Raw genomic sequence first — 13,050 nt, 5'->3', positions numbered from 1 at the left:
GGCTAAATTTAGGCAACAAAAAAGGGGCATAAAGCCCCTTTTTAGACAAACTGCTATGCAGTCGCTGATTAGCGACGTAGGCCTAGACGTTTGATTAGGTCTTGGTAGCGAGCTAGGTTTTTACCTTTTAGGTAATCTAGAAGCTTACGACGACGAGAAACCATGCGTAGAAGACCACGACGGCTGTGGTGATCGCCTTTGTGCGCTTTGAAGTGACCTTGTAGGTGGTTGATAGAAGCTGTAAGTAGAGCTACTTGAACTTCTGGTGAACCAGTGTCGCCTTCGCCTTGTGCGTATTCTGCAACGATTGCTGCTTTAGTTTCTGCATTCAGAGACATAATTCTCTCCTAATAAGAGTAGGTTTAAAGTTGTAGCAGCCAATCTCTGATTCAGCCGCTACGCGAAGCGCGGATTATAGGGAAATTTCCTATCTCGTGCAATATAAAAATACCGACACTCAGGTCGGTATTTTCAATCATTTACTTGGATGCAACGTCATCTCGGAACACGACCAATCGCTTAGGAGCGATTTTGCCATCTTCGTTCATTTCGCCAACGCCAATAAACAAGCGTTCTTCACCCATAGTAAGGCGAAGTGAGCCCTCAGTCGGAGCACCAAATACTTGAACGGGCTGCCCATGTTGGACCATATTCGCCAGTTCAGGCACCAAGTTGACTTCTGGTAAGTCTTCTACCGCTGTATCCATTGGCAAAAGCAGTGGGTCCAGTAGTTCTCGAGGCGCTCGTTCCTCGCGGTGAGCTTGCTCTAGCAACTCATTTAGTTGCTCAAGTGTTACCATATTCTCGTAAGGGTATTTAGCAACACCAGTACGACGAAGCATAGTTACGTGCGCACCACAACCTAACATTTCGCCCAGATCATCAACGATAGTACGAATATAGGTACCTTTAGAGCAGTGCACTTCCATCTCTACTTCATCGCCTTCAAAACGGTGAAGAACAATCTCATATACCGTGATCTTACGAGATTCACGCGGAACTTCGATGCCTTTACGAGCGTATTCATACAAGGGTTTACCTTGATACTTCAACGCAGAGAACATGGAAGGCACTTGATCAGATTCACCACGGAACTGATCGATGCACGCTTCTAGCTTGTCTAACGTAACATCGACTGGACGCGTCTCTACAACTTCACCATCCGAGTCAGACGTATTGGTACGTTCACCCAGCTTTGCGATCACGCGGTAGCGTTTATCAGAATCAAGAAGAAACTGAGAAAATTTTGTCGCTTCACCCAAGCAAATTGGCAGCATGCCTGTCGCTAATGGGTCCAAGGCTCCAGTGTGGCCTGCTTTCTCGGCAAAGTAGATTCGCTTTACTTTTTGCAGTGCATCATTGGAAGAGATACCTGTTGGTTTGTCCAACAGTATAACGCCATTAATTGGACGACCTTTACGACGACGAGCCATTATTCTTCGTCCTCACGACCAGAATCTTTTTGCTTTTGTTTGTCTGAACTAACGACTTCAGACACTAGGTTAGACATACGCATACCTTCAACAAGCGTATTGTCATAGTGGAAGCGGATTTCTGGCGTTAAACGTAGACGAATACGCTTACCTAACATCATGCGAATGTGCACTTCGTGCTCACGTAGCGCTGCTAGACATGATTCTGGTGTTTGCTCACCCACACACAGGAAGGTCACAAATACTTTTGCGTAAGCTAGGTCACGAGAGACTTCTACGTCTGAGATCGTCACCATGCCAAGGCGAGAGTCACGAACTTCACGTTGAAGGATCATCGCTAGTTCTTTTTGCAGCTGCTGTGCAACGCGCTGCGTGCGGCTAAATTCTTTTGACATATCTTTACTCTTATATAGAAAGAATGGGGGGTTGGTCAAAGCCAGCCCCCCATGGTGTATTCAACAACCAATTACTACTTATCTTTCAAAGACAATATTAGTAATTTTAGTCAATTAGTCTAGAGTACGTTTAATTTCAACGATTTCGAAGACTTCGATTTGGTCACCAACGCGAACATCATTGTAGTTCTTAACGCCGATACCACATTCGTAGCCATTCTTAACTTCTTGAACGTCATCTTTGAAACGACGTAGTGACTCTAGTTCACCTTCGTAAATAACAACGTTATCACGTAGTACACGGATTGGGTTGTTACGCTTGATCACACCTTCTGTAACCATACAACCAGCGATAGCGCCCAGTTTCGGTGACTTAAACACGTCACGAACTTCAGCAAGACCAATGATCTCTTGCTTGAATTCTGGAGCAAGCATACCGCCCATTGCTTGTTTCACTTCATCAATCAATTGGTAAATGATTGAGTAGTAACGTAAGTCAACAGCTGCGGCTTCAACAGCACGGCGAGCAGAAGCATCTGCACGAACGTTAAAGCCAAGGATGATTGCGTTTGAAGCTTCCGCTAGTACTACGTCAGTTTCCGTAATACCACCTACACCAGAACCAACGATGTTCACTTTAACTTCGTCAGTAGATAGCTTAACTAGTGAGTCTGCGATTGCTTCTACAGAACCTTGAACGTCTGCTTTAAGTACAACGTTAAGTTCAGCAACTTCACCAGCAGTCATGTTAGAGAACATGTTCTCTAGTTTAGATTTCTGCTGACGAGCAAGTTTCACTTCACGGAACTTACCAGCACGGTAGTTAGCTACTTCACGCGCTTTACGCTCGTCACGAACTACTGTTGCTTCATCACCTGAAGATGGTACACCTGAAAGACCTAGGATCTCTACAGGGATAGATGGGCCAGCCGAAGTAATTTCTTTACCTAGCTCATCACGCATTGCACGAACACGGCCGTATTCTTGACCACAAAGAACGATGTCGCCTTTGTTTAGTGTACCTGATTGAACAAGTACTGTTGCAACTGGACCACGACCTTTATCTAGGCGAGATTCAACAACAACACCAGATGCCATGCCTTCAGCTACAGCTGTAAGTTCAAGAACTTCAGACTGAAGAAGGATTGCTTCTAGAAGACCATCGATGTTTGTACCCTGTTTAGCAGAGATGTGAACGAACATGTTCTCACCGCCCCACTCTTCAGGAATAACGTCGTATTGAGCAAGCTCGTTCTTAACGTTATCTGGGTTCGCGTCTTCTTTATCGATCTTGTTCACAGCAACAATTAGAGGAACGCCTGCCGCTTTCGCGTGCTGAATCGCTTCTACTGTTTGTGGCATTACGCCATCGTCTGCTGCAACTACAAGAACAACGATATCTGTTGCTTGAGCACCACGAGCACGCATTGCAGTAAACGCTGCGTGTCCAGGAGTATCAAGGAACGTGATCATGCCGTTGTCTGTTTCAACGTGGTACGCACCAATGTGCTGAGTAATACCACCCGCTTCGCCAGAAGCAACGTGTGTGCGACGGATGTAGTCAAGTGTTGACGTTTTACCGTGGTCAACGTGACCCATGATAGTAACAACTGGAGCACGTGGAACTGCTTCCGCGTTAGTGTCACGGTCAGATAGTACCGCTTCTTCCAGTTCGTTCTCTTTACGAAGAACTACTTTATGGCCCATTTCTTCAGCAACAAGTTGTGCTGTTTCTTGGTCGATCACTTGGTTGATAGTCGCCATAGCGCCCATCTTCATCATTACTTTGATAACTTCTGTCGCTTTAACCGACATCTTGTTAGCAAGTTCTGATAGAACGATCGTTTCGCCAATTACAACGTCTTGCTTAGCAACCGTTGCTGACTTATCAAACCCGTGCTGCATTGAAGTCGGCTTAGCAAGTTTGCCCTTACGACCTCTACCGCCACGTTGGTTGTTACGGCCACCGCGAGCTTGGTCGTCTTTACCCGAAGCTGCTTTTTTCTTCTTACGACGACCGCCTTCTACTTTGCGATCTGCTTCATCTTCGGCTTCACGTGCGTATTGTGAAGTCGTTACATGGTAATCTGTATCTTCCATATCACCCTTTTTCTCTTCTGCAGCAGACCAACGCTCTTTATTCTTTTCAGCCAATTCGCGAGCTTCTTCAAGCTTGCGCTGACTTTCCTCTTCAGCCTTACGCTTAGCTTCTTCTTCCTGACGACGTTTAAGCTCGTCGGCCTCTTTTCGCGCTGCTTCTTGCTTAATTTTCTCTTCAGCATCACGCTTTGCTTTTTCTTCAGCATTACGTTGTGCATTCGTATCTACGTCTCGCTTCGCTTTTTCTTCAGCTTCACGTTTCGCTTTTTCTTCCGCTTCACGTTTTGCAGCTTCTTCAGCTTCACGTTTTGCAGCTTCTTCAGCTTCACGTTTTGCAGCTTCTTCTGCTGCACGTTTTGCTGCTTCTTCTGCTTCACGTTGTGCTGCTTCTTCAGCTTCACGTTTCGCTTCATCTTCAATTGTGCTGCGCTTCACGTATGTACGTTTTTTGCGCACCTCAACCTGAACATTCTTACTCTTACCACCACCCGCGTTCACACTAAGTGTACTACGAGTTTTACGCTGAAGCGTAAGGCGAGTCGGCTCTGAATCACCTGATTTATCACCGTGTTCTTTCTTTAAATGAGAGAGAAGCTTCTGCTTCTCTTCATCAGTAACATTGTCAGAGCTCGCCTTTTTAATGCCAGCGTCAGCAAGTTGTTCAATCAAGCGGTCGACTGGCGTACCAATCTCATCACTCAGTGCTTTAACTGTTAATTGTGTCATGCCGCTTCCTCCTTGCCGAAAATTATGCTTCTTCGCCGAACCAACAGATGTTACGTGCGGCCATAATTAGCTCACCTGCACGTTCTTCGGTCAGGCCTTCGATACCTTCTAAATCGTCAATACCTTGGTCAGCAAGATCTTCCAGTGTCGCTACACCTTTCGCTGCCAATTTAAATGCCATCTCACGCTCAAGACCTTCAAGTGCAAGTAGGTCCTCAGCTGGTTCTAGACCTTCAAAAGACTCTTCTTGTGCTAGTGCGATCGTCGTTAGTGCATCTTTTGCACGTCCACGAAGCTCTTCGATTAGTTCTTCATTCAAACCATCGATTTCTAGTAGCTCGTTAACTGGCACGTATGCGATTTCTTCTAGCGTTGAGAAACCTTCTTCAACAAGAAGTTGAGCGAAGTCTTCTTCAATATCTAGGTACTTCATGAAGTTTTCAATAGATGCTTGTGATTCTTCAGCGTGTTTCTTCTGAAGATCAGCAACTGTCATAACATTCAGTTCCCAACCGGTTAGTTGAGATGCTAGACGCACGTTTTGACCGTTACGACCAATAGCTTGCGCTAGGTTGTCAGCTTCAACTGCGATGTCCATTGAATGTGCATCCTCATCAACGATGATAGAAGCAACATCAGCTGGCGCCATTGCGTTGATAACGAATTGAGCTGGGTTATCATCCCAAAGAACGATATCGATACGCTCACCACCAAGTTCGCCAGAAACAGCTTGTACACGTGCACCACGCATACCAACACACGCACCTACAGGGTCGATACGTTTGTCATTTGTTTTGACAGCGATCTTAGCGCGAGAACCAGGATCACGTGCTGCGCCTTTAAGCTCGATAATATCTTCTGCGATTTCAGGCACTTCAACACGGAACAGTTCTGCCAACATTTCTGGCTTAGAACGAGTGATGAACAATTGGAAACCACGTGCTTCAGGCGCGACTTTGTAAAGAAGGCCACGTACGCGGTCGCCTGGACGGAAGTTTTCACGAGGAAGTTGGTCATCACGCAGGATTACCGCTTCAGCGTTATTACCAAGATCAAGCACGATTGTGTCACGGTTTACTTTTTTCACGACACCAGTGATTAGATCACCTTCATTGTCGATGAACTGTTCAACGATTTGTGCGCGCTCAGCTTCACGAACTTTTTGAACGATAACTTGCTTAGCAGTTTGAGTCGTAATACGGTCAAACGTTACTGATTCGATTTCGTCTTCTACGTAGTCGCCAAGCTCGATTGAGTCATCTTCGTATTGCGCTGCTTCTAGTGAGATCTCTTTTGTAGGGTTCTCAACGTCATCAACAACTAACCAACGGCGGTAAGTTACAAATTCACCGGTTTTACGGTCAATGGCAACACGTACGTCGATTTCGATTTCGTATTTTTTCTTTGTAGAAGTTGCTAGAGCAATCTCAAGAGCCTCAAAGATACGCTCACGAGGTACCGCTTTTTCGTTCGATACCGCTTCTGCTACCGCTAAAATTTCTTTACTCATTGTATTTAGCCTCTAAGCTTAAACTTTTTTAGGGAACTAAAATTTAGGGATCAGGTTAGCTTTGGAAATGTTACTTAGAGCAAACTCTTCTTGCTGACCGTCTACAGTAATTGTCACTGTTTCGCCATCAACACCGTGGATAATACCTTTCCACTTACGACGGTTTGCTACAGCCATTTTCAATACGATGCTGACCTCGTGACCAATAAATTGCTCGTAATGTGCTGCTTTAAAAAGTGGTCTTTCTAAACCTGGAGAAGACACTTCTAGGCTGTAAGCAACAGAAATTGGATCTTCAACGTCTAAAACTGCACTAACTTGGTGGCTAACTTCTGCACAGTCGTCTACGTTAATACCATTTTCATGGTCAATGTAGATACGTAACGTTGAGTGCGCGCCTGCACGAATGAATTCTAATCCAACTAACTCATAACCTGATGCCGCTACTGGCGCGTCAAGCATTTCAGTAAGTTGTCTTTCTAAACCAGTCATTTAACCACTCCAGAAACAAAAAAAGGGCTCAGAGCCCAATCAAAAAACCAAGCAGTATCTGAGCTATTTCAAAAAGCTCAGATAACAAAAAACCCCGATAGTCGGGGTTTTATGCTGCTGGACCCTGATACGTTAAGAATAGCCAACAATTGCTTTTCTTAACTCGTAGTGTGGTTAGCACTACGCAAACTTGCCAATCTACGATTTCCTTTTAAAGAAAGAGATTGGTTGCGGGGGCCGGATTTGAACCGACGACCTTCGGGTTATGAGCCCGACGAGCTACCAAGCTGCTCCACCCCGCGTCCGACTTGCTGAGCATTATACTCGCAAACAAGTGATTTACAAGTTTGTAAATACATGGTGCCGAGAGAGGGACTCGAACCCTCACACCTAAGGCACTAGCACCTCATGCTAGCGTGTCTACCAATTTCACCATCTCGGCATCAAAACCTTACAGCTTATTGAGGAATTTCATCACCCGCAGGGGCAGGAACTTCACTCGCTGCATCCTTAACTTGTTCAACAACTGGTTGACCTAACGTTGGGTCTACCCATTGTGATTCAGTCTGGTGCGTAGACATACGACCAAGTAACAAGCTAACGATAAAGAATACGGTTGCTAAAATAGCAGTTGTTCGGGTTAAGAAATTACCTGAGCCGCCAGCACCAAACACTGTGTTTGAAGCACCAGCACCGAACGAGGCTCCCATATCTGCGCCTTTACCTTGTTGAATCAACACAAGGCCAATCACACCAAGCGCTGCCAACAGGTAAATCACAAGTAGAACTGAAAACATTTTTTCCACCTATGTTCCAAATTGTTGAGCCAGCGCCGTTCAAAAGAATAAATCATAATGAACAAGGCTAGCGACCTCCTAACGGGAGGCGGAGCAATACTAGCGAAAGCCAGTAACGCTGACAAGGGAAAATTAGTAAAAAATCAATGCCAATGCGTTAAGCGCTCAAAAAAAGGGCAAAAGATGCCCTTTTCATTCAAGACATGCTTTAACGCAATGATTAACAACTTGCTTTAACAGCCTCAGCGATTTTCAATGCTGAGTGTTGAACTAGTTCACCATCTTCGCCTTCCACCATAACGCGGATCAAAGGCTCAGTGCCAGACTTGCGCAGCAGTACACGCCCTTTATCACCAAGTGTCGCCTCGACTTCAGAGACAGCGTTTAATACAGCTGTAGCTTCAAGAGGGTTACTTTCTCCTGAAAAACGGACATTTTCTAAAACCTGAGGATATAATGTCATTCCTTGCGATAGTTCATACAAAGACATATCGCTGCCAATTACAGAAGCAAGTACTTGAAGTGCAGCGACAATCGCATCGCCGGTTGTGACTTTATCTAATAAGATCACATGACCTGAGTTTTCAGCACCAATTTTCCAACCTTTTTCTAGCAGTTGCTCCATGACATAACGGTCACCAACAGCAGCACGTACAAACGGAATGCCTAGCTGCTTTAAACCATTTTCCATACCCAAGTTAGTCATTAGTGTACCAACAACACCACCCTTTAGCTCACCACGACGAAGTGCATCACGAGCGATGATATAAGCAATTTGGTCACCATCAACTTTGTTACCCAAGTGATCGACCATAATGATACGGTCACCATCACCATCAAACGCGAGACCAAGGTGCGCTTGCTCTTCAACAACACGCTGTTGAAGTGCTCGTACGTCTGTTGCGCCCACTTTTTCATTAATGTTGATGCCGTTAGGCTCTACGCCCATAGCGATAACTTCTGCCCCAAGTTCTTTGAAGACATTTGGAGCGATGTGGTACGTTGCACCGTGCGCACAGTCTACTACGATCTTAAAGTTCGCAAGGCTCAACTCAGATGGGAAAGTACTCTTACAGAATTCGATGTAACGACCAGCTGCATCATTTAGACGGGTTGCTTTACCAAGCTCAGCAGACTCCACACATTCAATTTCTTTATCTAACTCAGCTTCGATCGCCAATTCGATATCGTCAGGTAGCTTAGTACCCTCAGAAGAAAAGAATTTAATTCCGTTGTCGTAATATGGGTTATGTGATGCAGAAATCACAATACCAGCCTCGGCACGGAAAGTCTGAGTTAAATATGCCACAGCTGGAGTTGGCATGGGACCAGTAAATGTTGCTTTAAGTCCCGCAGCTGCAAGGCCTGCCTCTAGTGCAGATTCAAGCATATAACCTGAAATACGTGTATCTTTACCTATGATAACTTTCTTTGTGCCTTGTTTCGCTAGTACACGACCAGCAGCCCAGCCAAGCTTAAGTACGAAGTCTGGAGTGATTGGGTATTGTCCTACTTTACCGCGCACACCGTCAGTACCAAAGTAACGTCTTTCATTCGACATAAACTTTCCTTTATTATTTTTAAATATTGTTTTTCGTCATCTCAACAACTTTCATTGCTTCGATTGTCTCTTCAAAGTCATGCACGCGAATGATCTGCGCGCCTTTCATCGCGGCAATCGTAGCACAAACAACACTTGCGTTCGTACACTCTGCCGCTGGCTTGTCTAACAGTTTGAAGACCATGGATTTACGAGACATGCCAGCCAAAATAGGCAGGCCGAATTCATGAAACTTTTCAAGATGAGCAAGCATATGATAATTGTGTTCGATTGTTTTGCCAAAGCCAAACCCAGGATCGAGAATCAGTTGAGATTTATCAATCCCTGCTGCTTCACACGCCGCGATACGTTCTTCTAGAAAAGCCGACACGTCCCCCATTAAATCATCATAATGAGGGTCAACTTGCATGGTCCTAGGCTGACCTTTCATATGCATCAGACAAATTGGAAGGTTTGCTTCTGCTGCGACTTCCAGAGCACCTGGCTCTTGCAGCGAGCGGATGTCATTGATCAAATCAGCCCCAGCATCAATTGCTTGACGCATCACTTCTGCTTTACTGGTGTCAACGGAAATCCACACATCATACTTTTCACGAATGGCTTTGATTACTGGGACAACACGCCTAAGCTCTTCTTCCAAAGACACATCCGGTGCACCAGGTCTTGTCGATTCACCACCAACATCAACAATACTTACACCAGCCTTTATCATTTTATCAACTTGAGCAAGAGCAAGTTCAATTGAGTTGTATTTACCGCCATCCGAAAAGGAATCCGGTGTCACATTTAGAATGGCCATGACATGTGGACGCGAAAGGTCCAAAGATTTGTTATTTGCTGTAATCATCATCATAAACACAAAAACCCCGAGATAACTCGGGGTTTAATATTATCGATACTCTTTATTCAGAGTCTTTCTTTTCAGGCGCTTCGTTAGAAGTTGTTTCAGAAGAGCTAGGCTGTTCTGCATCTTTCGCAGTCTCCGTTGCTTCTTCTTTAACTTCTTGCTTTGCTTGAGGCTTGTCGCTGTCTTCTGGTTTGCTTGCTGAGTTATCACTCCAGCCCGCAGGCTCACGAATTTCAGCTTTGCGCTCCATTAAGTCATCAATCTGGCGAGCATCAATGGTTTCATACTTCATCAGCGCATCTTTCATCGCATGCATGATATCCATGTTCTCTTGAAGAATCTTCTTCGCACGATCGTAGTTGCGGTCAATGATCTGACGAACTTCGTCATCAATCAACTTCGCTGTATCGTCAGACACATGTTTAGTCTGAGTTACACTACGTCCTAAGAACACTTCGCCTTCATCTTCTGCATACAGCAGAGGACCAAGCTTTTCAGAGAAACCCCATTGAGTAACCATCTTACGAGCAATATCTGTTGCGCGCTCGATATCATTAGAAGCACCGGTTGATACTTTGTCAGCACCGTAGATAAGTTCTTCTGCTAAACGACCACCGTACAAGCTAGAAATCATTGATTCTAGGTGTTGGCGAGACATGCTCACGCGGTCCTGCTCTGGAAGGTACATTGTTACACCCAACGCACGACCACGTGGAATGATAGACACTTTGTACACTGGATCGTGTTCAGGAACCAAGCGACCAACAATCGCGTGACCCGCTTCGTGGTATGCGGTTGACTCTTTCACTTCCTCAGACATCACCATTGAACGGCGCTCAGCACCCATCATGATTTTGTCTTTCGCCAGTTCAAACTCAACCATAGAAACGTTGCGCTTGTTACCGCGCGCAGCAAACAGGGCTGCTTCGTTAACTAAGTTTGCTAGGTCAGCACCAGAGAAGCCTGGAGTACCACGTGCGATGAGAGAAGGCTCTACATCACCCGCTAGAGGGACCTTACGCATGTGAACTTTTAGGATCTGTTCACGGCCACGTACATCTGGAAGACCAACTACCACTTGACGGTCAAAACGACCAGGACGCAGTAGCGCAGGGTCTAGCACGTCCGGACGGTTAGTCGCAGCGATAACGATAATACCTTCGTTACCTTCGAAACCATCCATCTCAACGAGCATTTGGTTTAGTGTTTGTTCACGTTCATCATGACCACCACCAACACCTGCGCCACGTTGACGGCCTACCGCATCGATCTCGTCGATAAAGATGATACAAGGTGCAGCTTTCTTTGCTTGTTCAAACATGTCACGCACACGAGATGCACCAACACCAACGAACATTTCTACGAAATCAGAACCAGAGATAGTAAAGAATGGTACTTTCGCCTCACCGGCAATGGCTTTCGCTAGAAGCGTTTTACCCGTACCAGGAGGACCAACCATTAGAACACCCGTTGGAATCTTACCGCCCAGTTTTTGGAAGCGGCTTGGATCGCGTAGGTAGTCCACCAGTTCTTTCACGTCTTCTTTTGCTTCGTCACAACCAGCAACGTCAGCAAAAGTTGTCTTGATTTGTTCTTCGCTCATCATTCGAGCTTTGCTCTTACCAAAAGACATGGCGCCTTTACCACCGCCGCCTTGCATTTGACGCATGAAGAAAATCCATACACCAATTAGTAAGATCATTGGGAACCAAGAGATGAAGATAGTACCAAGCAAGCTTTGCTCTTCTGGAGGCGTGCCTTGTACTTTCACGTTTTGGTTAATTAGGTCATCTAGAAGCTTTTGGTCATACACTGGCATGTAAGTGACCATTTTGGCACCGCCGCCACGACGAACAAAGCTAATTTCACCGTCTTTAAAAGTTGCTTCTTGAATCTGGCCTTGGCCAACTTCCTGTACAAACGTGGTGTAATCCACGGTTCTGCCATTGCTTTCTCCAGGGCCAAAGCTCTGGAATACCGACATCAATACGACGGCGATAACAAGCCACAGAATTAAATTTTTTGCCATGTCACTCAAGGTGTAAGCCTCTCGATAACTAATTGTAATTAAAGGTAGGGTACTACAGTTCATTAACTGTAGCTATAGTGTTAACACGCTCTCAAGAGAGCAAAATGGTTAACCTTTGTAACCAGTGGCTACGACGAAGACCTCTCGAGAGCGAGCTCGCGATGAGTCTGGTTTTCTAATTTTTACGGTTTTAAACATGTCTCGGACTTCTTTCACATACTGATCGAAGCCTTCCCCTTGGAAAACCTTTACGACAAAGCTACCATTAGGCGCTAGAACTTGTCGACACATATCTAAAGCTAATTCAACTAAATACATAGCGCGAGGTTGATCAACAGAATTGTTTCCCGCGATGTTAGGCGCCATATCAGACATTACTACGTCTACCATGGAAGGTTGGATCCTTTCTAGCAAAGCTTCCAATACTGCATCATCACGAAAGTCGCCTTGTAAAAAGCTAACGCCAGCAATCGGGTCCATAGGAAGCAAGTCACACGCGATGATCTGACCACTGTCCCCTACTATCTTAGCAGCATATTGAGACCATCCGCCCGGCGCAGCCCCCAAGTCGACGACTGTCATTCCAGGCTTTAACAATTTATCTTTCGTTTGAATCTCATCGATCTTGAAATAAGCACGTGAGCGGTAGCCTTTTTTTCGGGCTTCATTCGCGTATTTATCATCAAAGTGTTCTTTCAACCAACGACCAGAACTAGCCGAATGTTTTTGTTTACTCATTTTAATCCCAACAAGGCACAAATTGGAGCTATTGTTTTAATAGGCGCTACCTATTACTCAATAAATTATAGTCTTCAGCAATAGATGGCGTTAAAATAGCTTTTTTCAACCCTTATTTTAAAGAAAATTGGCCGCGTAATGAACCTAAGCACCAAACAAAAGCAGCACCTAAAAGGCCTAGCTCACAGTTTAAAACCTGTTGTGCTAATGGGCGCAAATGGACTTACAGAAGCCGTGCTAGCAGAAATTGAAATCGCTCTTAACCATCACGAACTTATCAAAGTAAAAGTTGCTTCGGAAGATCGTGAAACAAAACAGCTAATCATCGACGCTATCGTACGTGAGACGGGCGCTGAAAAAGTTCAGACTATTGGTAAAGTGCTAGTGCTATACCGCCAGTCTGAAGAGCGTAAAATCGAAAT

12 protein-coding genes and 2 tRNA genes are annotated in these 13,050 nt (G+C 45.2%); 1 reads left to right on the top strand and 13 read right to left on the bottom strand.

The annotated features are described in order from the left end of the window. Positions 1-68 precede the first annotated feature (68 nt). From rpsO to rlmE, 13 genes are all read right to left on the bottom strand, one after another. A complete protein-coding gene (gene rpsO / locus R7P72_RS11310) occupies positions 69-338 on the bottom strand; it encodes a 30S ribosomal protein S15 (protein WP_005380094.1) in 270 nt (89 codons plus the stop codon). Positions 339-479: 141 nt separating this feature from the next. Further along, positions 480-1,433, bottom strand: a complete 954-nt coding sequence (gene truB, locus R7P72_RS11305) for a tRNA pseudouridine(55) synthase TruB (RefSeq protein ID WP_005380088.1) — start codon at positions 1,431-1,433, stop codon at positions 480-482. Further along, complete coding sequence (rbfA, locus tag R7P72_RS11300) at positions 1,433-1,828, bottom strand: 30S ribosome-binding factor RbfA (protein ID WP_005380087.1); 396 nt, start codon at positions 1,826-1,828, stop codon at positions 1,433-1,435. Before rbfA ends, truB begins: the two co-directional genes overlap by 1 nt. 114 nt (positions 1,829-1,942) lie before the next feature. Beyond that, positions 1,943-4,654: a translation initiation factor IF-2 gene (gene infB / locus R7P72_RS11295; protein WP_005380086.1), complete on the bottom strand. Its 2,712-nt coding sequence runs from the start codon at positions 4,652-4,654 to the stop codon at positions 1,943-1,945. A gap of 22 nt (positions 4,655-4,676) precedes the next feature. Beyond that, positions 4,677-6,164 carry a transcription termination factor NusA gene (nusA, locus tag R7P72_RS11290; RefSeq protein ID WP_005380084.1) on the bottom strand — a complete coding sequence of 496 codons (1,488 nt, stop codon included), beginning with the start codon at positions 6,162-6,164 and terminating at the stop codon, positions 4,677-4,679. 36 nt (positions 6,165-6,200) lie between these two features. Next, entirely contained in the window at positions 6,201-6,656 is a 456-nt protein-coding gene (gene rimP / locus R7P72_RS11285) for a ribosome maturation factor RimP (RefSeq protein WP_005386424.1), read from the bottom strand. A 225-nt stretch (positions 6,657-6,881) separates the two neighbouring features. Next, a tRNA-Met gene (locus tag R7P72_RS11280) sits at positions 6,882-6,958 on the bottom strand. A gap of 56 nt (positions 6,959-7,014) precedes the next feature. Further along, positions 7,015-7,098, bottom strand: a tRNA-Leu gene (locus tag R7P72_RS11275). 16 nt (positions 7,099-7,114) lie between these two features. After that, the gene (gene secG, locus R7P72_RS11270; protein ID WP_005380080.1) at positions 7,115-7,453 is read right to left on the bottom strand and encodes a preprotein translocase subunit SecG; all 339 of its coding nucleotides are present in this window, start codon (positions 7,451-7,453) and stop codon (positions 7,115-7,117) included. Positions 7,454-7,673: 220 nt separating this feature from the next. Beyond that, positions 7,674-9,014: a phosphoglucosamine mutase gene (gene glmM / locus R7P72_RS11265; protein WP_005380076.1), complete on the bottom strand. Its 1,341-nt coding sequence runs from the start codon at positions 9,012-9,014 to the stop codon at positions 7,674-7,676. Between the two features lie 19 nt (positions 9,015-9,033). Continuing rightward, entirely contained in the window at positions 9,034-9,864 is an 831-nt protein-coding gene (gene folP, locus R7P72_RS11260; protein WP_213907284.1) for a dihydropteroate synthase, read from the bottom strand. Positions 9,865-9,916: 52 nt separating this feature from the next. Next, on the bottom strand, positions 9,917-11,890 hold the full coding sequence (gene ftsH / locus R7P72_RS11255; protein ID WP_017635895.1) for an ATP-dependent zinc metalloprotease FtsH: 1,974 nt from the start codon (positions 11,888-11,890) through the stop codon (positions 9,917-9,919). Between the two features lie 108 nt (positions 11,891-11,998). Beyond that, positions 11,999-12,628: a 23S rRNA (uridine(2552)-2'-O)-methyltransferase RlmE gene (gene rlmE / locus R7P72_RS11250; protein WP_213907273.1), complete on the bottom strand. Its 630-nt coding sequence runs from the start codon at positions 12,626-12,628 to the stop codon at positions 11,999-12,001. 138 nt (positions 12,629-12,766) lie between these two features. On the opposite strand from rlmE, the gene yhbY reads away from it, so the two are divergent. Beyond that, positions 12,767-13,050 (top strand): ribosome assembly RNA-binding protein YhbY (yhbY, locus tag R7P72_RS11245; RefSeq protein WP_318110508.1); only part of this gene is annotated, 284 nt, incomplete at its 3' end.

The organism is Vibrio sp. Vb0888, assembly GCF_033338835.1.
In the GTDB taxonomy this organism is placed as follows: Bacteria; Pseudomonadota; Gammaproteobacteria; order Enterobacterales; family Vibrionaceae; genus Vibrio; species Vibrio alginolyticus.
The sequence above is the reverse complement of the archived record's forward strand: the minus strand, read 5'-3'. Positions and strand labels throughout refer to the sequence as shown.

What these genes read in the sequence shown, in the direction of transcription:
- rpsO (WP_005380094.1), bottom strand. Translation starts at nt 338, where the DNA reads ATGTCTCTGAATGCAGAAACTAAAGCAGCAATCGTTGCAGAATACGCA.
- truB (WP_005380088.1), bottom strand. Translation starts at nt 1,433, where the DNA reads ATGGCTCGTCGTCGTAAAGGTCGTCCAATTAATGGCGTTATACTGTTG.
- rbfA (WP_005380087.1), bottom strand. Translation starts at nt 1,828, where the DNA reads ATGTCAAAAGAATTTAGCCGCACGCAGCGCGTTGCACAGCAGCTGCAA.
- infB (WP_005380086.1), bottom strand. Translation starts at nt 4,654, where the DNA reads ATGACACAATTAACAGTTAAAGCACTGAGTGATGAGATTGGTACGCCA.
- nusA (WP_005380084.1), bottom strand. Translation starts at nt 6,164, where the DNA reads ATGAGTAAAGAAATTTTAGCGGTAGCAGAAGCGGTATCGAACGAAAAA.
- rimP (WP_005386424.1), bottom strand. Translation starts at nt 6,656, where the DNA reads ATGACTGGTTTAGAAAGACAACTTACTGAAATGCTTGACGCGCCAGTA.
- secG (WP_005380080.1), bottom strand. Translation starts at nt 7,453, where the DNA reads ATGTTTTCAGTTCTACTTGTGATTTACCTGTTGGCAGCGCTTGGTGTG.
- glmM (WP_005380076.1), bottom strand. Translation starts at nt 9,014, where the DNA reads ATGTCGAATGAAAGACGTTACTTTGGTACTGACGGTGTGCGCGGTAAA.
- folP (WP_213907284.1), bottom strand. Translation starts at nt 9,864, where the DNA reads ATGATGATTACAGCAAATAACAAATCTTTGGACCTTTCGCGTCCACAT.
- ftsH (WP_017635895.1), bottom strand. Translation starts at nt 11,890, where the DNA reads ATGGCAAAAAATTTAATTCTGTGGCTTGTTATCGCCGTCGTATTGATG.
- rlmE (WP_213907273.1), bottom strand. Translation starts at nt 12,628, where the DNA reads ATGAGTAAACAAAAACATTCGGCTAGTTCTGGTCGTTGGTTGAAAGAA.